General features: G+C 40.4%; 16 protein-coding genes and 1 pseudogene. 8 read left to right on the top strand and 9 right to left on the bottom strand.

What is annotated here, in order from left to right; genetic code table 11:
* Positions 1-93: 93 nt before the first annotated feature.
* Positions 94-2,277, top strand: a complete 2,184-nt coding sequence (locus R3E32_16675) for a hypothetical protein (protein MEZ4886372.1) — start codon at positions 94-96, stop codon at positions 2,275-2,277.
* A 126-nt stretch (positions 2,278-2,403) separates the two neighbouring features.
* Here R3E32_16675 and R3E32_16670 read toward each other — a convergent pair whose 3' ends face one another.
* The 5 genes from R3E32_16670 to R3E32_16650 all read right to left on the bottom strand — a co-directional run bounded on the left by R3E32_16670 (position 2,404) and on the right by R3E32_16650 (position 10,574).
* Positions 2,404-3,270, bottom strand: coding sequence for a UbiA-like polyprenyltransferase (locus R3E32_16670; GenBank protein MEZ4886371.1), 867 nt, complete (start codon positions 3,268-3,270; stop codon positions 2,404-2,406).
* Between the two features lie 420 nt (positions 3,271-3,690).
* Complete coding sequence (locus R3E32_16665; GenBank protein ID MEZ4886370.1) at positions 3,691-7,200, bottom strand: efflux RND transporter permease subunit; 3,510 nt, start codon at positions 7,198-7,200, stop codon at positions 3,691-3,693.
* A 103-nt stretch (positions 7,201-7,303) separates the two neighbouring features.
* Positions 7,304-8,485: an efflux RND transporter periplasmic adaptor subunit gene (locus R3E32_16660; GenBank protein MEZ4886369.1), complete on the bottom strand. Its 1,182-nt coding sequence runs from the start codon at positions 8,483-8,485 to the stop codon at positions 7,304-7,306.
* Positions 8,486-8,608: 123 nt separating this feature from the next.
* Complete coding sequence (locus tag R3E32_16655; protein MEZ4886368.1) at positions 8,609-9,955, bottom strand: TolC family protein; 1,347 nt, start codon at positions 9,953-9,955, stop codon at positions 8,609-8,611.
* Entirely contained in the window at positions 9,939-10,574 is a 636-nt protein-coding gene (locus R3E32_16650; GenBank protein ID MEZ4886367.1) for a TetR/AcrR family transcriptional regulator, read from the bottom strand. Before R3E32_16650 ends, R3E32_16655 begins: the two co-directional genes overlap by 17 nt.
* 194 nt (positions 10,575-10,768) lie before the next feature.
* Here R3E32_16650 and R3E32_16645 point away from each other — a divergent pair, with 194 nt between their 5' ends.
* The 3 genes from R3E32_16645 to R3E32_16635 all read left to right on the top strand — a co-directional run bounded on the left by R3E32_16645 (position 10,769) and on the right by R3E32_16635 (position 15,688).
* Positions 10,769-13,954, top strand: a complete 3,186-nt coding sequence (locus R3E32_16645) for a glycoside hydrolase family 2 TIM barrel-domain containing protein (protein ID MEZ4886366.1) — start codon at positions 10,769-10,771, stop codon at positions 13,952-13,954.
* 147 nt (positions 13,955-14,101) lie between these two features.
* Complete coding sequence (locus tag R3E32_16640) at positions 14,102-14,362, top strand: hypothetical protein (protein ID MEZ4886365.1); 261 nt, start codon at positions 14,102-14,104, stop codon at positions 14,360-14,362.
* 135 nt (positions 14,363-14,497) lie between these two features.
* On the top strand, positions 14,498-15,688 hold the full coding sequence (locus tag R3E32_16635) for a serine hydrolase domain-containing protein (protein MEZ4886364.1): 1,191 nt from the start codon (positions 14,498-14,500) through the stop codon (positions 15,686-15,688).
* A gap of 5 nt (positions 15,689-15,693) precedes the next feature.
* On the opposite strand, the gene R3E32_16630 is transcribed toward R3E32_16635, so the two are convergent.
* Complete coding sequence (locus R3E32_16630) at positions 15,694-18,147, bottom strand: zinc-dependent metalloprotease (protein ID MEZ4886363.1); 2,454 nt, start codon at positions 18,145-18,147, stop codon at positions 15,694-15,696.
* 360 nt (positions 18,148-18,507) lie between these two features.
* On the opposite strand from R3E32_16630, the gene R3E32_16625 reads away from it, so the two are divergent.
* The 3 genes from R3E32_16625 (at position 18,508) to dnaJ (ending at position 20,922) form a co-directional block, all read left to right on the top strand.
* Complete coding sequence (locus R3E32_16625) at positions 18,508-18,945, top strand: TlpA disulfide reductase family protein (GenBank protein MEZ4886362.1); 438 nt, start codon at positions 18,508-18,510, stop codon at positions 18,943-18,945.
* Positions 18,946-19,056: 111 nt separating this feature from the next.
* Positions 19,057-19,701 (top strand): nucleotide exchange factor GrpE, encoded by a 645-nt coding sequence (locus R3E32_16620; protein MEZ4886361.1) that lies wholly within the window; start codon positions 19,057-19,059, stop codon positions 19,699-19,701.
* Between the two features lie 69 nt (positions 19,702-19,770).
* Complete coding sequence (gene dnaJ, locus R3E32_16615; GenBank protein ID MEZ4886360.1) at positions 19,771-20,922, top strand: molecular chaperone DnaJ; 1,152 nt, start codon at positions 19,771-19,773, stop codon at positions 20,920-20,922.
* 41 nt (positions 20,923-20,963) lie between these two features.
* Here the strand turns inward: dnaJ and R3E32_16610 are convergent, their stop codons facing one another.
* From R3E32_16610 to rplU, 3 genes and pseudogenes are all read right to left on the bottom strand, one after another.
* Entirely contained in the window at positions 20,964-21,398 is a 435-nt protein-coding gene (locus R3E32_16610) for a hypothetical protein (GenBank protein ID MEZ4886359.1), read from the bottom strand.
* A gap of 384 nt (positions 21,399-21,782) precedes the next feature.
* A pseudogene (gene rpmA, locus R3E32_16605) lies at positions 21,783-22,028 on the bottom strand (50S ribosomal protein L27).
* Between the two features lie 66 nt (positions 22,029-22,094).
* Positions 22,095-22,403, bottom strand: coding sequence for a 50S ribosomal protein L21 (gene rplU / locus R3E32_16600; GenBank protein ID MEZ4886358.1), 309 nt, complete (start codon positions 22,401-22,403; stop codon positions 22,095-22,097).
* 147 nt (positions 22,404-22,550) lie between these two features.
* Here rplU and R3E32_16595 point away from each other — a divergent pair, with 147 nt between their 5' ends.
* Positions 22,551-23,813, top strand: coding sequence for a M28 family peptidase (locus R3E32_16595; protein MEZ4886357.1), 1,263 nt, complete (start codon positions 22,551-22,553; stop codon positions 23,811-23,813).
* Positions 23,814-23,816: the final 3 nt, after the last annotated feature.

The raw sequence follows: 23,816 nt of genomic DNA, 5'->3' as shown, positions 1-23,816 counted from the left end.
TTCAAAGTTTCAAAAACTTTTGGAGTATAAACACTTGAACGAATAAAAGAAACGTTTTACCGTTCATTGATAATTCAAATACAGAAAGCTCCAATGGAGCGCTATAAAATAACATGGGGTAAAAATCCTGTGAATTCAACATACATGGACGCAACAATTTCATTTGAAAGTTACCCAATTTGGTACATCGCCCTCTGCTTAGGATTGGGACTATTATATGCCATCGTCTTATACTTCAAAGACAATACATTTCAAGACGCTTCCAAAATCCAAAAACGAGCCATGATTCCTATGGCAATCGCCCGTTTTTTGGTCGTTAGCGGCATCGCATTTTTATTGTTATCACCCCTATTGAAGTCCCGCACTACCGAAGTCGTCAACCCCTACATCGTTGTTGTTCAAGACAATTCGGAGTCCATTGCACAAGGGTTTGCCAAAACAGGCGATAGCAGTGCCTACTTCAATCAATTGACGAGTTTGGTCAATGGATTGAAGGAAAAAAACTTTACAGTAGAAACCTACAGTTTTGGTGAACAAATGAACGAAGTAAAAAGCGACAGTTTGCGTTTTCCCTTCAATCAAAAAGTCACCAACCTCTCCAATACGCTCGATGAAATCTACAACAAATACAGCCACCAAAATGTAGGCGCAATCATCTTGGCTTCCGACGGGATTTACAACCAAGGCAACAACCCGATTTACTCCAATGCCCAATTGACCACGCCAATTTATGCCATAGCACTCGGTGATACTACTCCTCAAAGAGATTTGATAGTCGAAAAAGTATTACACAACCGCATTGCCTATTTGGGTGATAAATTCACCATTCGAGCCGACATTTCTGCACAAAATTGCAGGGGTGCAACCACGGTTTTGAATGTTTATAAAGGCAGTGGTACAACAGATAAAGTTTACACCAAAACTATTCCAATTGACAAAGAAAACTATATATTGAGTGAGGATATTATTTTGGATGCCAACACAGTAGGTGTACAGCAATACTCCATTCGAGTTACCCAAATTCAGGATGAAGTCACCGTTCAGAACAATCGGCAGGACATTTATATAGATATTCTCGATAGCCGCCAAAAAGTCTTGTTGTTGGCAGCAAGTCCGCATCCCGATGTTTCGGCATTGAAGCAAGCAATCGAAAACAACAAGAACTATGAAACCACGGTGATGTTCGTCCAAAAAGTGGGCAATCTGTCCTTCAAAGACTATGATGTAGCGGTTTTGCATGGCTTGCCTTCTCGCCTCTACAAAGCAGAAAGTGTGTTGAGTGCTTTGAAAACCAGCAATATTCCGATATGGTTCATTGTCAGTACCCAAACTGATTTGGCCGCCTTCAACCAAGCACAAGACATTCTCAAAATCAATGGAGGTGGTTCGAGTACCAACGATGCCAAAGCCAAAGCCAACCGAAACTTTAACCTTTTCACTCTCGAAAACAATGTCTTTCAAACCTTAGAAGAATTGCCACCATTGGCTGTTCCATTTGGTGAATTTTCAGCAGCACCGACTACCCAATCCCTTCTACTGCAAAGAATTGGCTCAGTCGATACCCAATATCCATTGTTGGTATTGAAGCAAGCCGCAGGTTACAAAACGGGTGTTTTGACCGGCGAAGGATTGTGGCGTTGGAGGCTATATGACTACAAAAAAAGCAACGACCACGAAGCCTTCAATGAAATCGTCACCAAAACCATCCAATACCTTTCGGTCAAAAACGACAAGCGCAAGTTTCGGGTCAATATGCCCAAAACGCTTTTCAATGAAACAGAAGCTATTACCTTCGATGCCGAACTCTACAATGATTCCTATGAGCTCATCAATGAGCCAGAAGTCGACCTACTGATTACGGATGAAGACGGCAAAGAATTCCCCTTTGTCTTCAACAAAACCTCCAATGCCTACGCCCTCAATGCAGGTTTTTTCGCTCCTAGCAAATACACCTTCAAAGCCACCACGACTTTTAGTGGACAACAACATTCGGCAACAGGCACGTTTACAGTTGTTCCCATACAACTTGAAAGCCTTCAAACCACAGCCAACCACCAACTGCTTTATTCTTTGACCAAACGATATGGCGGGCAGGTATTTATGCCCGACAATTTGGCGGCTTTGGCGGACACGCTCAATAACAGTCCAAACATTGAACCTACGCTTTATGCGTCCTACAAAACACAGGCTATCATCAATTTGAAGTGGTTGTTCTTTTTGTTGTTGGCTTTTTTGAGTATTGAGTGGTTTTTGCGGAAGTTTATTGGGGGGTATTAGAGATTAAACGAAACTTTGACAGTGGTTGAAAACCCTGTCAACAGTTGAAGTGGGAGGTCTTTTTGGATTTCCGTTCCAACAGTAACTATTGCCAAAGTCTGTGACTGTTGGCAAAGTTTTCACTTTTCACACCAACAACTCTACCAAAACCCCGACGCCAAATAACAAACTCGCCACACCATTGGTCGTAAAAAACGCCAAATTGACCTGACTCAAATCGTTGGGAGTGACAAGGGTATGTTGATATAATAGCAGTCCGATAAATACCGTCGTTGCGCCCCAATAGAACCAACCCATGCCGCCCACAAAGCCCGCTGCAATGACCAATCCCGCACAAATCAAGTGGAGAACAGACGACAATCGAAGTGCATTTTTTTTGCCGAGGTAGGACGGAATCGAATGGAGATTCTCCGCTTTGTCGAAACTTTCGTCTTGCAGGGCATAGATGATGTCGAACCCACTGACCCAAAACAAAACTACCAATCCAAACACAATCGGCAGCAATTCAAATTTGGCACTGACCGCCACAAAAGCCCCTACAGGAGCCAATGCCAAACCCAATCCCAGTACAAAATGACAGAGGGCGGTGAACCGTTTCGTATAGCTATATCCCAAAACCACTGCCAATGCCACAGGTGACAAAAAGAAACACAAGCGGTTGATAAAGAAAGTCATTACTACAAACAATACACAGTTCAAAATCACAAAACCCAAAGCTGCTTTGGGAGAAACGACTCCTCTCGGAATCTCTCTAACCGCAGCTGTGCGGGGGTTTTTGAGGTCAATATCTCGGTCTACATAACGGTTGAAGGCCATCGCCGCACTCCTCGCAAAGACCATGCACAAAACCACCAACAAAAGTTTGTGCCACTCAAAATCGTAACCAAAATAAGGATGGTGTGTCGCCAAAAAGAAGCCAATTATCGCAAACGGCAGAGCGAAAATTGTGTGGGAGAATTTGACGAGCGATAGAAAATTTTGGATGTTTGACATTGGTTTGTTTTTTTGTGGATTGCTAAGATATAGGATTTTGATAGAATTGTTACCAAAAATTCGGTGACATTTGAAGCTGTGTCACTCCAACCGTTGAAGAACTCGAAAGGTGTTGTCAAGGTTTCCATTCAAGCGAAAACTTTGACAACAGTTTAGGCTATAGCCCGCTTCTTTAGACAAAGTTTATAAAGAGGTTGAACATGAATGCTTAAAAGACGAAAATTGGAAACCGATTGTTACAAAAGAGCAAGTCAATGGATTAAATGTGAATATAAGTAGATATAAGAAAATAAAATACTGCGAAAAATTAAGTCCAATATCGTGCTGTTTTTTCAATTATCTTCTGACCTACAAAAAAGCCCTCTTTACCATTATTCGGCAAAGAGGGCATAAAATAATTTATTGAAGTGAAGTCACAGGTTACTCAATCGCCAGTTCAGGAATCCCCGCATGAGGATTCGGTTGATCTGGTGCAGATGGTTTTTCATCAGAATGAACTTTGTCATCCAATATTGAAGCACTCAATCGCTCAACACCCAAATACATAATTGGTACGACAATCAAAGTCAAGAAAGTAGAAAATACCAAACCAAAAATAACTGACCAAGCCATTGCACCCCAGAAGATAGCATTGTCACCACCTGTATAAAACTGTGGATCAAGTTCGGTCAGCAAGGTATAAAAATTGATATTCGTACCCGTAGCCAAAGGCATGAGACCCAATACAGTGGTTATTGCAGTAAGCAATACAGGGCGAAGACGTTTGGTTCCCGCTTCAATGATACACTCGATGATTTCTTGTTTGGTCAGGGATTCGTTTTTGGGTATTCCAAGTTCTCTACGTCGGCGTTCACGAACCAAATTGATGTAGTCAATCAATACAATGGCATTGTTCACCACGATTCCCGCCAGCGAAATAATACCGATACCTGTCATGATGATGATAAAGTCCATTTTGTAGAACGCATACCCCATAAACACACCCATCGTACTAAACAAAACAGATAAAATAACTACGAATGGTAATGCCACAGAATTGAACTGCATCACCAAAATCAAGAAAATACTCAAAATGGCAATCATCAGAGCTTTTTCCAAAAATGCTGAGGTGGATTCCATGTCCTCTTGCTCACCTGTAAACTCAAAGGCATAGCCCGCAGGTAATTCATAAGTAGACAATAAGTTGCGGTATTGCTCTACGATTTCTGTGCCATTGTAGCCCTCATTCACATTGGAGTAAACTGTAATGACTCTATCCAAATCCTTTCGATTAACAGAACCAAAAGTAGAAGAATATTCAATGCTTGCCACTGCTTTGATAGGCACTTTGAGAAGCTTGCCTTGGTTGTTGCGGAAGGTGATTTTTTGGTTGAGAATGGTACTCAAGTCGTAGCGAAATTCTTCACCAAATCGCAGTTGTATTGGATAATCATCTTCCCCTTCTTTGAATTTTGATATTTCTTTTCCAAAAATGGCAGTACGAATGGTAGTTGCAACTTGTGCGGTGGACAAGCCAAATCGTCGAGCCTTGTCCCTATCCACAGTCACCAAGAGTTCAGGTTTACCTGTCTCCAAATTCATCTTCAATCCTTCAACTCCTGCTACGTTTTGGTCTTCCATAAACTGCTTCACATCCACTGCAATCTCAATCAATCGGTTGATGTCCTCTCCACTGATTTCGAGGTTGATAGGAGGTTGGGGAGGTGGCCCACTCGCATCTTTGCCGAGTGTAATGCTTACACCTGCAAATTGACGGGTCATTTGCCGCAAATCCTCCATCAATTTGAGGGTGTTTACCCCTTCTCTATACTGACTTTCTATAAAGGACACCGTAATGCGGCTTTTATTAGGGGTATTTCCCATATCAGGTGTTCCCGTATTGGGGTCACTCGTTCCTGCCCCAACTTTGGTCAAAATAGACTCCACCATATAGTCATAGGGTTTCATCATTTCGATGGTTTGTCCTTCTACTTCCTTTGCAAAAGTGTTTGCTTTTTCGATGTCGGTTCCTATCGGATGCTCAATAAAAATATTGATATAATTGGGTTCCCCTTCTGGAAACAACAATACCTTCAATCCTGCACTACCCATCAGCATCACCGAAAAAATCAACAGGACAAATGTACCAATAAAAAAAGCAACCGGTGTCCATCCACGAAGTGCAAATCCCACAAATTTTTGATACACACTTTCCATTGCAGGCATCACATATTTTTGGAAACCATTGGAAAGCGGAGTCAATACGAACACATTGAGCAACAAAAGTGCTGCTACAACTGCAGATATACTTCCCCATAAGGTGGCTCCCAAAAAATAAAACATGGAAGAAATCGCCATCAAACCAACCGTCCATATTGCCAAGCGTTTGTAATTGATTTTTTCATTCTCATCTTCAATTTTCATGAATCGAGAAGTTAATACGGGATTGATAATCAAGGCCACAAATAGGGAAGAGCTCAAAACAATAATCAAGGTCATGGGTAAATACCGCATGAATTGTCCCATAATGTCGTCCCAAAACAACAACGGCACAAAGGCCGCCAAAGTCGTAGCTGTAGAACTGATAATGGGAAGTGCAACCTCTCCAACTCCTTCTTTTGCCGCTCGAATAGGATCCATACCTTCGCTCATCAGGCGGTAAATATTCTCAACCACCACAATCCCGTTGTCCACCAACATTCCCAATGCCAAAATCAAGGAAAACAACACCATCATATTGAGCGTTGCGCCCGAAAATTGCAGCACCAAAAAACCAATCAACATGGACAATGGAATCGCAACTCCTACAAACAAGGCATTGCGAAATCCCATGAAAAACAACAAGACCAATACCACTAAGATTACCCCTGCAATGATGCTGTTTTCGAGGTTTTCAACCATCATTCGAGTCTGTTTGGATTGGTCATTCGAGTAAGACACTTTCAGGGCTACGGGAAGCGTTCCTTCTTTTTGGTCTTTTTCTACCAAAGCCTTGATATTATCTACTGCATCCAGCAGGTTTTCACCACTTCGTTTGATAATATCCAAAGTGACAATATTTTCGCCGTATTCTCTAGCAAAACTCTCAATGTCTTCATAGCCAAACTTGACCGTTGCAACATCCTTCAAATAGACAATCGCATTGTTTTCATTGGATACAATAATGTTTTCGATTTCGGACAAATGCTTGAACTCTCCCACAATTCGGATATTTCTACGGAGATTTTGCGCCAAAATGTCGCCACCAGAAAGAGTAATATTTTCTCCACCAACCGCTTGTTCTATGTCTCCAAAACTCAAATTTCGAGCCTCCAATTCATATACATCTACGTTGATACTTACTTCCTTGTCCTGCACCCCACGAATATTGACCTCTTTGATTTCGCTAAACTGCTCGATTTCGTCCTGCAAATATTCTGCGTATTTATTAAGCTCGTCTAAATCATCATAGCCCGCCAAATTGACGTTGACAATCGGCATTTCACTAAAACTCATTTCAAAAACATTGGGTTCGGCAGGCAAGTCTGTCGGAAGTTCAGGATTTGCACGATCGACTGCATCTTTTACTTCCTGTAAGGCATCCTTGACATCAACATCAAAGCCAAATTCTACGACAATAGTAGAATAATCTTGTATAGAAGTAGATGTGATTTCATTTACCCCAGTGATACTATTTAGTTCTTTTTCAATTGGTCGAGTCACCAAGTTTTCCATATCCAAAGGTGAGTTGCCGGGATAGGGAGTGCCAACGTAAATCATTGGAATTTTGATTTCGGGATAGCTTTCCTTTGGCATTGAAGTATAGGCCATTGTACCTAAAAGCACCATCATAAAAATCATCACGAAAATACTCGTTGCATTATCAATCGCCAAACTCGACGCTTTGAACTCACGCACCACTTCGGGTTCTTCAGATTGAGAGGGTTTTATCTTATTATTTTTATCTGACATTGTTTTTGATTTTTGTGTTGCTATTTTTGAATGGTAGGATAGCTAAATGATTGAGGGAGATATTCATTTAGTCATCCAATCGTCAGTCACTGATTATTAATCTCTAATTACCAATCACCTTCACCCGTTCTCCATCTCTTACCAAGGTTGATCCATCAGCTATCAAAAGTTCATCTCCTTTCAACCCACTCAAGACCAAAGTTTCTCCTTCATAAGAGTCTCCCACTTCAATCTGCACTTTTTTCGCCACTTCGCTTGTATCCGTTTTCTCTACGATAAAAATAAAATTGCCTTCCAAACTATTATGAACCAAATTAGTAGGTACAACAACTGCATTATTAGAAGAAGCAGCTTTGAATTCCACCATCGCCATCAAATTGGGTTTTACTTTTCCACCTTTATTGGAGATAGGCACTTCAATTTGGAAAGTACGGTTATTGGCATCAATCATTGAACCGATTTTAGAAATCTTCACCGTTTGTTCCTCATTATCCAAAGCAGGTAAAATCACTTTTACTATTGAACCTCTGCGAACAGAAGTCAAATAGTTTTCGGGAATATCTGCAACCACCTGCAAATTGCTGGTATTGATTATTTTGGCAATTGGTGAACCAGGACCTGCTACTTCCCCTTGATTGGTATAAATTTCTTCCACCACACCACTATTGGGAGCATAAATGTTGGTTTTACCCCGTTGAGCTTGCAGCGTAGCAATACTTTTTTGAAGTGACTCCACATTGTTTTTGGCTTGAATGTATTCGATTTCAGAACCAATGTTTTGCTTCCACAATTTTTCACGTCTTTCAAAAATATCTTTCGCCAAATTCAATTTTAGGTTGAGTTCATCTACATTTCGCTGCATCACATCGTCATCTACTCGACCGACCAATTGACCGCTTTTTACATATTCACCTTCCTTAATGGTCAGTGACTTCAATACACCTCCCATATCAGAACTAATCATGAAATCGTCTTTGGTTTGCACTTGTCCTTGAAATTCCACAAACTGGTCGAAATTTTTAACTTGTACTTTCTCCGTACTGATGATTCGCTTTTTGCTTTCCGCTTGTTTGGTAAGGTAATCAGGCTCGTAGGTTAGGTATTCACCTTCAAGAGCTTGTAGTTCAGATTGGGCTTTTGCCAATTCGATTTGTTTTTCCTTGATTTGTTTTTCGAGCAGAGCTTTTTTTGCTTCTGGTGTGTCGGCTTTGCCTTCACTTTCTCCACACGAATTGAAGAAAAGCAAACTGAAAGCGAGTAAGGTTGTTAATAGGTATTTATTCATTTTTATATTTTTTGTTTCTTTAGATTTTTGATTGATATCTTGGATTCTTGATGGATTCTATATTTTACATTTGAAGTATCCTACTCATAAAACCAAGATCAAGTGAGCATCCACATCATCTCTTTAGTTGTATTTTCCCAATGCCTTATCCAGTTTTGCTTTTGCACTAATGAGATTAAACAAGGCTTGAATATAAAGACCTTGAGTTTGATACAAATCACCTTCTGCACTGGTAACTTCAAGGCTTGAACCCAAACCTTCTTTGTATTTGATTAAGGCTGTTTGATGGATTCGCTCTGCCAAGTCTAAGTTTTCCTTTTGATTTTCTACTTGTTCAAGGGCATTGAAGTATTCGATTTTTGCTTGGTTCTGCTCTAGTTCAATTGAGCTTTGTAGTAAACTAACCGCAGTTGCAATTTTGTCACGATTGATGAGCCGTTGAGCAATCTGTGCCTTTTTGGTAAAACCATCAAAAATCGGCACACTCATTTTGACTCCAACAATAGAAGAAGGAATCCAACTATCACCATTGCCAAGATTGAAGTCATTAGCCTGAAAAGAAGTATTCCAATTTGCAAAGGCATCTAAACGAGGAAGGTAGCGAGATTTGTAGTTACGAATATCCAACTCATTCAAAGTGTTTTGTTGGTTAACTACCTTCAATTCGATGCGAGCATTTGGATTGGCAGAAAAAACATCTACTCCTTTGGCTATTTCAACCAAGTCGTAAAAACCTTCGGTCAATTCAATAGTCTTGTCCAACGAAATTCCCATTTGGTACTTCAAAAGGTTGTAGGTCATTTCTTGTTGGCGTTCCGCATTTTTGATTTGGGTATCCAGATTGGCTTTGGAAAGCTTCAATCTATCTACATCCATCGCTTCTACAAAACCATTTTCATACAATTGTTGGGTTTCGTACAAGACTTTTTCAATCACACTCACATTTTTCTTCAAAATGGCAATGTTCTCTTCCGTTGCAGCCGCTGCAATATATGCCTGAGTTACTTGGTCTTTCACATCGGCTTCTGACTGAGTTACCTGCAATCTTGACAATTCAACTACTGCATTGGCTGCTTGCAGTCCTACAAAGTAAGTACCACTAAAAAGTTGTTGGTCAAGATTTAAACCTATCGAAAGGTTGTTGTCCGTTCCAAACTCAAGTTTTGCAAATTCTCCTTCTGCACCACCAAAAAACTCGGCAGGAACAAGGCTTGCAGGAAGTTTAATGGCACGTTGGTAATTGACATTACCCGATATCTGAGGCAACCCTGTACCAAAATACTCTTTTACCACTTGCTCGCTATTAGAAATCTCATATTTTGCAGATTTGACATTCAAGTTGTGTTTGATTGCATAAGTTTGCGCTTCTTCCAGATTGAATTGAAGCATTGTCTCCTCTTGGGCCTGTAATGGATACAATACAAAACTCGATAGCATAAGTATTAATAGTATCCTATAACTGTTTAGCATATTTCGTGTTTTTGATTTTAGGTAAATTGGTTTTAAGATATTCGATGCCTTTTTCGGAGGCAATACCATAGATATGGTATTTGAAGGCTTCAATGTAGGCTTCAGCAACAGTGTATTTTTTCTGTTCTAAAAAATCTCCTTCGGTGAATACATGAGCAATACCCGTATAAAAATGTGCAATCAATTCAGGACGAATGTTTTCACGATACAAACCTTGTTCTATACCGTTTTGCAAATTGCGGAGAATATTGGTGTGAATGTGAGTATAACGGTGGATTTCCATCATTTCCCAAATATTGCGGTAGTATTTTTTGAGGTCGTAAATCACACTTGGATTCAAGTCACTCAATTCTTGTATCACAAAATCTGCGATGCCCAACATTTCGTCAATGGCATTTCCTTCCTTTTTTTGAAGGTCTTCAGTCATCGCACAATCTAATTGAATGTGAAATTCCATTGCTTTCTTAATCAGTGCTTCCTTGTTACCTACTTTTTCATAAATGGTCTTTTTAGACATTCCCAACTCACGAGCAATGTCATCCATGGATACACTACGAATCCCATATTTGGTAAAATGCTTGTTAGCTGTTTGAATAATCTTTTGAAGCGTTTCTGGCATGTATGTATTGCGTTTGAAAATTTTGTGTTTTGAAGTTTGAGGGCGCAAAGATAGTGCTACAAACCGAAAAAACTTAAAATAGTTCCAAAGTTTCCAAAGTTTTTTCAGTTTTCACATTTTTTAACACCTACAAAACATTTAGACAACAAACCCATCCTTTTTATGTATTTTTCTTACCTTAGATTTGCGTTTGAATGTATCTCAACCCCAATATGCGACTGCACCACACAATGCTATTATTGCTGATAACCTCTTGCCTGTTCGGACAGTCTGTTCCCGAATGGCAGAACCCGTCCATTATTGGAATCAATAAATTGGCAGTTCATAGCACTTTTATTTCTTACCAAAACGAGGCTGCAGCCCTCTCTTTTAATCGAACACAATCCCAATATTTCCAATTACTCAACGGTCAGTGGCAGTTCAAACTGTATGAAAACCCAATGCAAGTTCCCAATAATTTCTATGAATCCAACAGCCTGCAATGGGATAGCCTTGAAGTGCCTTCTAATTGGCAAATGAAAGGATACGGCATGCCGTATTATGTCAATATGCACCATCCCTTTGAAGTCAATCCACCATATGTGCCGATTGATAATAACGAAACAGGGTGCTATCGTCGAACTTTCACCATTCCTAAAAATTGGCAAGACAAAGAAGTGATTCTCCATTTTGATGGCGTGCAATCAGCTTTTTACGTTTGGGTCAATGGCGAAAAAGTGGGGTACAGTCAAGGAAGTATGACCCCTGCCGCCTTCAATATTTCCCCTTACCTCGATGCCGAAACAGACACCAACACCTTAGCCGTTGAAGTCATTCGCTGGTCGGATGGCAGCTACCTCGAAGACCAAGATTTTTGGCGATTGAGTGGTATTTACCGAGATGTTTATATATATGCCCTTCCCAAATACCACATCCAAGATTTTCACATTCAAACTCTTTTGGATGAAAACTACCAAAATGCCGATTTGCAAATTGACTTCAAAATCAATGGAAAAAGCAAAGGGAATGGTTTGGTTGTGAAGTTGTATGATAGTGAAGGCAGACTTATCTTCAAAGACACAATTCCCCCCAATCAATTCACTGCAAATTATCCCATCTCCAACCCTGCAAAATGGACTGCCGAAACGCCCAGTCTCTACCAACTTACCCTTCAATTGCTCAACGAAACAGGCAATCCCATTCAAGTAATTAGCAGCAAGGTAGGTTTTCGGAAGGCCGAAATCAAAAATGGACAGTTCCTCCTGAACGGTCAGCCGATTTACTTCAAAGGAGTCAATCGGCACGAATTTGATCCCTTCAATGGCAGAACAATCTCCGAAGCCTCTATGATTGAGGACATTAAGCTGATAAAACAACATAACTTCAATGCTGTCCGCACTTCTCACTATCCCAACATTCCGAGGTGGTACGAACTCTGTGATGAATACGGTCTTTATGTCATGGACGAAGCAAACCTCGAAAGTCATGAATTGTGGTTTTATGAAGGCAATTCGCCCGTCACGAAACCCGAATGGAAAAAAGCCATTGTAGCACGAGGCACTTCAATGGTCGAAAGGGACAAAAATCACCCTTCGATTGTGATATGGTCTTTGGGCAACGAAGCGGGAATGGGTGAAAACATGACGGCTATGGCAGAGGCGATTTTGAAGATAGATGCAAGCCGACCGATTCACTACGAAAGTCGAGAATTGGCAGTGCCATTGAAGGAAAGTGAAAATCCTTTGAACCTATTGAATTTTGCAAAATCCATCCACGATTTTGACAACACGCCTTCTGGTTTTGATTTCATTGCAAATATGTACCCTTCAATGGAAGTCATGGAGGAATTTACCAAGAAAGATACTCTTCGTCCTGTTCTTATCTGTGAATATGCTCATGCGATGGGCAATAGTACAGGTAACTTCAAGGAATATTGGGATATTTTTGAGCGCAATCCCCGAATGCAGGGTGGTTTTATTTGGGATTGGGTCGACCAAGGTTTTGCAAAATACACTACTGATAGCTTGCTGTACTTTATCTATGGCGGTGATTTTGGTGAAACGCCTACGGATAGCAATTTCTGTATCAACGGTTTGGTGTTTCCAGACCGTTCCGTAAAACCCGCTTTGCAGACAGTCAAAAAGGTGCAGCAAAACTTGAAAGTAGAAGCCGTGGATTTGCTGAAAGGAAAAATAAAAATTCACAACAACTACTATTTTTCCAACCTCAATTTTTTGGAACTGCAATGGGAATTGAAGCAAGACGGAGATTTGTTGTTGAAGGGAACGATTGAAAATTTGGACATTGAAGCTCAAGAAAATAAAACATTTTCTATTCCTTTACTTCCTCCAAAAGCCAAAACAGACAAAAAGTATTGGCTCAATTTAAGTTTTCGATTGAAGGAAAATACGGCTTGGGCAAATAAGGGTTTTGAAGTCGCTTGGGAACAGTTTCAATTGCCGATTGAAGCCGATACTGCAACTTCAACGGAATCCAATACCAATTTAAGTCCAATGACATTGAAGGAAACAGACGACACGTATTCCATTGAAGGAAAAGATTTTAGTCTTCAATTGGATAAAAAAACGGGCATTCTTTCCAGTTGGCAATTCAAAGGAAAAGAGCTATTGGAGCGAGGCGCAAAAATGAATATTTGGCGTGCGCCGACCGATAATGACGAAGGCGGTAATCAGTTTCAAAGCAGTTTTGCAGACCAATGGCGATTGGCGGGCTACGATAATATGCAGTTGGAAGACATTGAAGTGAAGGCAAAACAAATAAGTGAAACAGCGATTGAAGTAGAGGTAAAAGGCTGCATGAGAGGCAAAAACGCTGTGTTTTCTTACCAAACCATTTACCAAATATCGGCAGATGGAGAAGTGACAATATCGAATGAATTGAGCCATCACCTACAAGTTCCTTTTTGGATTTGGAAAATATTCCTCCCTCTGTTTTTCTTTTGGCTGTTGTGTCTATACCAACTTCGCCGCACCAGAAAATGGCGAGCGCAACACCGCCCCGATGCCAAATCTTATCGTGGCTTTTGGCGCATCGCAACGTGGGCTTTGGGCTTTTTCACCTTTCTGACGATTGGCTTGGCGGTTCATCAAGTACAGCAATTTACGCCCCTTCCCAAAGTGGGCAATGAGTGGTTGGTTGCCCAAGATTTAGACCGACTGCAATGGTATGGTCGAGGACCAGAGGAAGCATATTGGGATAGAAAAAATGAGTTGAGGATGGGCGTTTACAGTGGTTCGGTGCGTGAACAATTTGTACCCTACATTCGACCACAAGAAAACGGCAACAAGGCGGATGTTCGTTGGGCAACTTTGACGGATACTTTAGGTGTGGGTTTTTTGGTGGAAGGTGAAAACCTCAACATCAGCGCACATCATTATTAGACTTGTTCGGCTCGATAATCAGTGAATAATAAATTATTGAAAATATTTAATGATTTATTATTTTATGCTTAAAACACTCATAAACAAATGTTTTGAAAAAGAGTCCTATATTTTGATTATAACAAATGTTTTTCAAGAGGAAAATAATTGCACACAACAAATCACTTTTCACATAACTCTATCATAATCAAATCCGTACAAGTCTATTCACTTCAAAATTTGACTGTCGCCAAACATACCATTGAACTGCAAGATGCTCCTTTTGTGACCTTCAATGTGGATTTTCAGCAGCAGGGTTTGGGGGGAGATAATAGTTGGCAGCCTCGGACGCATGTGGAGTATTTGTTGGGGGAGAGGAGGTATCGGTATGGGTATCGGGTTAGAGGGATTGAAGCTAAAGATTTGTAACTTTGCATTGAACCTTGAACATTTCTAACCCTTTCACACAATAAAAGTCACTGATTTTCGTAAAAATGGCATAACTTTGTCATTGAAATGTTTGCTATCCCAAATCAAGCATTTTTTCACCAACACAAGACTTACATGAGCAGAGCTTTATTGCTATTATTTTTACTGTTTGTATCCATCTCACTTTCCGATGCGGGATACATTCCTCACCCTAAGTCCAAATTACTTCCTGAGTCAGTCGCTCCATGGCTACCTTTGATGCTCGACGAATACGAAAACTTTGCAGATATGCTGATGGAAAGCACCCATACACCTGGTGCTGCGATTGCGATTGTGAAAGACGGGCAAGTTATCTTATCGAAGGGTTTTGGTACGAAATCTGCAACCTCCAAAGAAGCGATTGACGAACATACCGTTTTTCGTTTAGGGTCTGTTTCTAAAGGTTTTGCACCTGTATTGACGGGGTTGTTGGTTGAAGATGGTTTGTTGAGTTGGGATGATAAAGTAACCCAATACCTACCTAATTTCTACCTCGCCAACAAGAAAAACACTGAAGCTTTGACCATTCGCAACCTCTTGAGCCACACTACAAGTTTGCCAAAACACGCCTACACCAATTTGATTGAAGAAGGCTATACTTTTGACGAAATGGTGGAGGAACTCAAAACAGTGGACGTGATTGGCGATGTCGGTAAACATTACAGCTACCAAAATGTGGTGTATAGCCTCATTAGCGACATAGTGGAAAAGGTGACGGGAAAGACCTATTCTCAACTATTGGAGGAAAGAGTTTTTGCGCCTTTGGATATGCTGCAAGCGTCTGCAACTTGTGAGGATTTTATGGCAGAAGACAACATTGCTTTTCCCCACAAAAACTATGGCAGCAAATGCGTTCCCACTGATATTCTCGAAAATTACTATACCGTTGTTCCTGCTGCGGGGGTAAATGCAAGCATTACCGATATGGGTAAATGGCTGAAAGCCATGATGGGCTATGATGCCAATTTTATTCAAGGCAGCACACTTTCCCAAATTTTTGAACCTGTCATACGCACTCCTCGTCGCAACAATCAATTTGCTTATTGGAAATACATGAAAAAAGCCTACTATGCAATGGGTTGGCGTGTGTTGGATTTTCCCAACGAAGAGCAATTGATTTACCACAGCGGCTATGTGAATGGCTACAAAACCGAAATAGCAATACATCCTATCAAAAATATTGGAATCGCTATCCTCAGCAATGCCCCTACTCGCTTTTCTTACGAAGCATTGCCGATGTTCTTTAAGATACATGAGGAGTATGAGCGGATTTATGGGGGGATTTAAGCAGTTCAATGCCCACACCCTATCGGCGAACCATCAGGCATATCCTTGGGAGTCATCACCTTAAACTCTTCGGGATGTTCTCGAAAACGCTCAATATCTGCAATGGCAAGCGTATAATGCGCTTTGTCTGCCGAAGCCACACTTCTACGTAAGGCAGCCTGTAGCCAATTTTCCAACTCACCCACTTTCCACAATGCCACTGCACGTACTTGACCTGCAATAGATTCGTTTGCAGCTAATTGCAGTAAATGGTGTAAAACCAACCTATCCACGACCCGTCCAATTTCGGCATGGTAAGCATTGGAGTAAGTTTTTTTCCAAGTCGCGGCAAAAAGTGCATCTATCACCCCTTCCAAACTCGGCAAAGTATCGAATCGAGCATGGTATTCTACCAATCTCGCTGCCCGTTGTGGGTGCAATAAAAGTTCAATCACAGGATTAGCGGCACTTTCAGCAGCCGTAATCGGATCGAAGGTCAAACCTGTTCGGGCATTGAAGCTCTCTCTTGTTCGGTACAATCCCATCGGTTTGGGCGGAATCAAGGTCAAAATATTTTCAGGCAAAGCCAAAAACTCGGCATCTACTAAACCTAAGAGCGACTCCAAAGCCTCTTTTTGAAGTTTGACGGGTAGCAACTGCGTAGGAATTTGACCATCTCCACGCATCGCATAGGTATAATCCAACCCGCCCACTATTTTTGCAACTGCTTCAAGCTGATAGCGGTGCGACAAATACAAAGGAACCAACACTTCCTCTAAATTCGCCATTGGCGCAGCCATCGGAATATTAGCAGGTCCAAATCGCTGCAATGCTACTCTACGTACCTCCAACAAACGCTGCAATTCTTCAACAGCCGATTCACCATTGTCCCAAAGGTGGGCGTTGGGATGTGCGCCACCAGAAGCTCGTGCATCGCTGTCAGACATATAGCCAAATCCCATGTCCAAAGTTTCTTCCATAATTTGATCCAGCTCATTCACGTCTTTTGGAAAATCTTGATAACCATAGACAATTGCTCGTTTGTCCCATTCGCCAATGCCTGTATCGTAAGCCTCTGAAAAATCCAGACTGCCATCTTCCTTCAATGTGATGTAGGGATAGGGATAGTCCATCACCGAAGCCCGACTGTCTCGACTTGCTGCAAAATTGTGCGCCAAACCCAGCGTATGTCCCACCTCATGCGCTGCCAATTGTCGAAGTCTTGCCAAAGCCATTTGCTCCATTTCCTTAGAAACCGCCTTGCCTTCCTCATAGGGTGCTATCAAACCCTCGGCAATCAAAAAATCCTGCCGTACCCGCAATGAACCCAAACTTACATGTCCTTTGATGATTTCGCCAGTGCGTGGATCTGAAACCGAACTACCATAAGACCAACCCCTTGAAGCACGATGCACCCACTGAATCAAATTGTAGCGAACATCCATAGGATCGGCATCTTCGGGCAAAATTTCGACTCGAAACGCATCTTTGTAACCCGCTTCTTCAAAGGCCTCATTCCACCATCTTGCTCCATCCATCAAAGCAGAGCGAATCGGTTCGGGTGTGCCTCTATCCAAATAATACACAATGGGTTCGATGGCTTCGCTCATACTTGCCAAAGGGTTTTTTTTCTTCAATCGGTGGCGGTAAATGAATTGTTTTTGAAGCGGTTGGTCAATTGGAGTTGCGTAGTCGTAGTAGCTCAAGGCAAAATATCCAGAACGAGGGTCGAATTTGCGGGGTTGGTATTCGTTGTCAGGTAGTTGCACAAAAGAATGATGTTGGCGAACAGTCACTGATTCGGGACTTGGAGTGACGGCTCGAATGTAGCCACCTTTTGCTTTACCTGTGAAGGTTAGCGTTGCTTCAAATTCTGTATTTTGGGGGAAATTTTTGGTGCGAGCGAGGTAAAAAGCTGAACGGGAAGCATCCAAACTATAGTTGCCCTGCTCTGTTTGCTGCAATGTTTCGGCAACATGGTGGGCATCTTGCAGCAAAAAGCTGCTAGCATCTACCAACATCCGCTCATCAGTTTCTGCCACAACTTCAAAGCCCCACAACACAGATTGTGCAAAAGCTTCTTCTACTGATTGACGCTCATCTTTGTTGTCACTTTCTGCTCGAAAGCGGTAATTGGGCTGTACCAGCAATATTTTGGGCCCCGTTCGCATGAATTTGACCACTCGCTCACCTCCCAACTGTCCTCTATCTAAGCCAATATCATTGGAGCCTACACCTGCTGCAAGGGAGTTGACATACAAAAACTCTGTATTCAATCGACTGATTTCCAACCATATTTTACCTGCTTTTTCGTCCCAATAAAAAGGCATATAGCCGTCCATTTTTTCCATACCTGCAGTTTTTGCTTCAATGGAATTGTTGGTGCTGGTAGTTATTGCAACTTGGGGTGTATTGCAGTTTTGAAAAACAAAAAGTGTGAAAAAGGAACAGAGAATGAAGTGTAAATTTTTCTTTTTCATATCGGCGGACGGACTTTTTTGGTGTTTAGAATTGGTAGAGGAAAGTTAATCATTTTTTACGATGAAATGCAATGTTATTTTCCTATTGTTCTCAATGACTAAATATTCTGTTAATTTTGCAGTAACAAAACGCACAAAAGATTGTTTGCTCTCTGATGATTTTGCAGAAACAATAAGGATTTCGGAAGTTTGGCTTTTCAATAGTTTGATTTTTAGTGAAAGAGTCAGGCCATTTTTTTAAAATTAACTCCCGGACTCTCATAGAATAGCTTAGGAATGAAAATGTATTTGTCTGTAGTTTTAATGGTTTTAGCATTGGTGTTTCTTCAATGTACGTCTGCTAATCAGCCTAAAAGGTTAATGAATGGAGTAAAAGCTCCTGCCATTGAAGCGGTGGATACTTTGGGGAATCGGATTGCCTTGACTTCTTTCAAAAATAAAATTGTATTGGTGGATTTTTGGGCTTCGTGGTGTAAGCCTTGTTTGGAAGCTTTTCCAGAAATGGAGAAAATGTATGCAAAGTACAAAGATGCCAAAATTGGAGATGCTGAAGGGTTTGAGATTTATAGCATTTCATTGGATGAAAACCGAAAGTCTTGGGAACGAGCATTGAAGCGAAAACACCCAAGTTGGCAATATCAATTTATTGATACAACCGCTTTTACTTCTAAATATGTTGAGGAGTTTCAGTTGGAGGAAATTCCTGCGTATTTTCTGATAGACGAACGAGGTCTCATTATTGGCATCAATCGAACGTTTGCATGGATGGATTATGAATTGAGAAGGCGCATGGAGTGATAAAATTTCTTTTTATTTTAATGAATACTGCCATTTTGTCGGATAATGTTCATTGGCAAACTTTTTGGTTGCTTTTGGTGATATTCGACAGGCTAAAAATAAAATTAGACAATGAGTAAAAAAAATATAGAAGTGACGATGCAAGAAATGGCTGAAAAAGAAGCTAAGAAAATTGTAGATCAAGTATTTGCGGAATCTGACTTGGATGGATTGGAAGTAGAGGAGGAGGACGAAGATGCTGTAATGGAAGATGCAACTGAAAAAACTGACAAAGAGGCGGATAAGAATTTGAGTGTAGAACAAAAATTGGCACAAGCACAGGAAGAAACGACACGGTGGAAAGATAAATTTATGCGATCAGTAGCAGAGTTTGAAAACTACAAACGTAGAACTTCTCGTGAACGCATAGATTTGATAAAGACAGCAGGTAAGGATGTGATTGTGAATATGTTGCCAATATTGGATGATTTTGACCGTGCTTTCAAAGCCAGTGAAAAAGTAACAGATCCAACTGCAAAAGAGGCATTGAAGGGTTTTAGTTTGATTTTCAATAAATTCAAAACAACACTTGAACAAAAAGGATTGGAGGTGATGGATGCTAAAGGCAAAGATTTTGACCCAGAATACCACGAAGCACTGACAGAAATTCCTGCTCCTCATCCTGATTTGCAAGGCAAGGTTATAGATGTTTTGGAAGATGGATATTATTTGAATGATAAGATAATTCGCTATGCAAAGGTTGTAGTGGGTAAATGACTCAATGTACTAAAAGGTAAAATAAAAAAACGTTAGGAATAATTACAAGAGATAAATCAATCTATCATAATGGCAAAGCGAGATTATTACGAGATATTAGGTGTTTCTAAAACTTCTACTGAAGAGGAGATAAAAAAAGCTTATCGAAAGGAAGCACTCAAATATCACCCTGATAGAAACCCAGGAGATGCAGCATCTGAGGCTAAGTTTAAGGAGGCTGCTGAGGCGTATGAGGTGCTGAGTGACAAGGATAAGAGAGCAAGATACGACCGATTTGGTCATGCAGGTGTGAAAGGAGGTGCTGGCGGCGGATTCCAAGGCGGAGGCATGAATATTGAAGATATTTTTGAAAATTTTGGCGATATTTTCGGTGATATTTTTGGAGGTGCTCGTGCGCGTGGAGGCGGACGACAGCAAAGAGGTACTGGGCAGAGGGGGACAAATTTGAGAGTACGTGTAAAACTGACTTTGGAAGAGATTGCTCAAGGCACGCAGAAAAAGATAAAAGTTGCGAAATATGTCGGTTGTGATACTTGTTCTGGAACAGGGGCGAAGGACGGCAGTGCTTTTTCAACTTGTACGACTTGCAATGGTATGGGAGCTGTTCGACAGGTTACCAATACTTTTTTGGGGCAAATGCAAACGACCACAACTTGTCCGAGTTGTCAGGGATCGGGCAAAATGATTATCAATAAATGTAATACTTGTAAAGGCGATGGTCGTGTATATGGCGACGAAACGATTACGATTGACATTCCTGCGGGTGTGAGCGAGGGAATTCAGTTGTCTATGACAGGTAAAGGAAATGCGGGAGAACGTGGTGGTGCTGCTGGAGATTTGATTATTGGCATTGAAGAGACTCCACACGAAGACCTTCAGAGAGAAGGCAATGATTTGATTTATGCATTGCATATCAGCTTTATAGATGCTACTTTAGGAACTACCGTAGAGATTCCGACCATTAATAGTAAAGCTAAAATAAAGATTCCACCAGGAACTCCTTCTGGTAAAATTTTCCGATTGAAGGGTAAAGGTATTCCATCTGTAAACTCTTATGGAACAGGTGATCAGTTAGTGGAAGTAAATGTTTGGATACCTAAGACGGTCAGTGCCGGGGAGAGAAGTGCTTTAGAAAAACTACGCAACTCTCCAAATTTTCAGCCAAATCCAAGTAAGGGAGATAAGAACTTCTTTGATAAGATGAGGGACTACTTCAATTGATATTTGTAGAGTAATCAAATTTTGATTTTCAAGTAATTATTTTACTCTTCAATTTTTTGCTGAGGCAGTAAAGAACTGAAGAGGTATACAAATCGCTTCCATATTGATTGGCAAAAGGTCAATAATATATTCTTTACGGTAGGTAGGTTTTTATTAGGTAATGGTTGTTGGTACTCAAAGGATGGATGTTTGCAGTTTCCTTGATTGTCAAAAAACTTAGCGATTTCGAAGGATGCTATATAGATTGCGAATTCTTTTGCGAGTTCCTCGTCATTTTTCAATCGGTCTTCGAACATCCTTTTTCTTTCAATAGGTAAGAGGTCATCCTCATACATTTCTATCTCCATCATGTGTAGATCTGCTGCAAAATCCTTACACTTGGTAAGTTTCTCCTCAAATTTTTCCAAATCTTTTTCTTTCAATTGACCTAAAAGGTACAATTCCATCCATTCGTATATGTCATTTATTTCGCTCATTGGTTTCATCAAAAAATACTCGTATTATTGTTTCAATATAGAAGTATGAATAAAATTAGTATGAAAGGTTTGTATATAAATGTCTTAAACAAGCTTTTGTTCACTCTTGTGCGATATTTAATTAGCAATGGAGTATATCAAACACACCAAACCCCAAAGCGATAAAGATTACCACTTTGGGGTTAGATATGAATTTTAATGTGTATTTAAATTTTATTCAGCTTCGTTGCCAACGGCAGGCTCAGGTTTTTCATCTTCACCTGAGTTGTTGGAAGCATCATACCCGTTTGTTTGTTCTACTTTTTCTTTAGTAGAGGTTGCTTCGGGCATTTCAGCAACAGTTGTTTTGGGAGTATCAATTGTGATATCTTCGTCTTCAAAAGGAAGTACAGATATGAAAGTGCGGTCTTTGCGCCCTTTCACAAAAGTTACCAATCCATCAGTTGTTGCAAATATTGTATGGTCTTTGCCAATACCTACACCGTTACCAGGGTGGAATTTAGTACCTCTTTGGCGAACAATAATGTTGCCAGCAATAGCTACTTGTCCACCATATACTTTTACGCCAAGTCGCTTACTCTGCGAGTCACGTCCGTTTCTACTACTACCTTGACCTTTCTTATGAGCCATGACAAAATTATTTTATAAAAATCTGTTATTTACTAAATTGTCTCCATTCATACCCTTACCAAATTATCAACCAATGCTATTGATTTTTAATTTGGTTAGGTAAGGGCGATGCCCATTTTTTACTTTATAACCTTTCCGTCTTTTCTTTTTGAAGACAATTACTTTATCTCCTTTTAGGTGTTCCAGAACGGTAGCGGAAACATTTGCGCCACTCACAACAGGCGCACCTATGCTTACATCATCTCCATTGGAGGTAAGCAACACTCTATCAAAATCTACTGATGCCCCTTCTTCGGCATCTAAGCGGTTAACAAATATTTCCTGTCCATTTTGAACTTTGAATTGTTGACCAGCTATTTCTACTATTGCGAACATAAGCCTTTTTTTTTTTCAGTCTGCAAAGGTAAAGATATTTCGCTTTGTAGCCAATTTTTTGTTTATTTTTTCTGTAATAAGAAAAAATGTGTGGTAAATTTTTGAACTTTTACCTATTATGTTGCTCTAAAACACAAACTTAAAATCATGAGAGTCATCAAAAAAATTGTTCTTATTTATTTAATTATTTTTTGTACCAATGGCATTGCTCAAGAACTCAGCTATGCTCGTGAAGTAATTGATGCTCTTTGTGCGCCAGATATGCATGGTAGGGGCTATGTATTAGAAGGGGAAACGAAAGCTGCTGTGTTCATTGCCGAAGAGTTTAAACGGTGGGGCGTGCAACCCTTTGGAGAGAGTTATTACCAAGAATTTATGGTTGCAGTGAATACTTTTTCTGAGGATATGTTGCTGAGTGTGAATGGTATTGAATTAGAGGCAGGAAAAGATTTTATTGTTTCACCTTCTGCAAAGGGGCAATCAGGAAGCTTTAAAGCAGTGCATTTGAAGGAGAATAAACTATTAAATCGAAGTACTTTTAATAAGTTGATGCTCAATAAATCCTACACAGATAAAGTGGTTGTATTTGATTATGAGAATGAAAATGCAGCGAAAGCTAGGGAACGGATTAATCTATTTATTGGAAGTCATTTAGATGCAGCAGCATTTATCAGTGTAGAAGAAAAATTGACATGGCATGTGGCGAGTAACGTAGACAATTTCACACACATACAAATAAATCGAGCTGCAAAGCCTGAGAAAATAAAAGATGTCGGAATCAATATTGATGCTTCTTTTGAAACTTCATATCAAACACAAAATGTATTGGGATTTATCAAAGGCACACGCTATCGAGATTCTCTATATGTGCTTACTGCTCACTACGATCACTTGGGGCATTTGGGGGCAAATCAATATATTCCTGGTGCAAATGACAATGCAAGTGGAGTAGCGATGTTGCTCAATTTGGCAAAATACTATTCTGAAAACCCACCCGATTATTCGATTGTGTTTATTGCATTTGGAGCAGAGGAATTGGGTTTAATTGGTTCGAGGCACTTTGTCGAAAACCCTTTATTTCCGATCAAACAGATAAAATTTTTGTTGAACCTTGATTTGGTTGGAACTGGAGAAGAAGGAATTACAGCAGTCAATGCATTTGAATTCCCTACGGCGTTTACTAAATTGGAGCTTATTAATGAAGAGAAACAATATTTGCCTGCAATAAAAAAGAGAGGGGAAGCAGCTAATAGCGACCATTGGTTTTTTTATAAACAGGGGGTACCCTGTTTCTTTATTTATACATTAGGAGGCATTCAAGCATATCACGATATATATGATCGTCCTGAAACACTTCCCCTCACTGAGTTTGAAGATTTGATGCGTTTAATAGTAGATTTCTGTAAATAATTG

The sequence above is a fragment of the Chitinophagales bacterium genome (genome assembly GCA_041392475.1).
In the GTDB taxonomy this organism is placed as follows: Bacteria; Bacteroidota; Bacteroidia; order Chitinophagales; family UBA2359; genus JAUHXA01.
The sequence above is the reverse complement of the archived record's forward strand: the minus strand, read 5'-3'. Positions and strand labels throughout refer to the sequence as shown.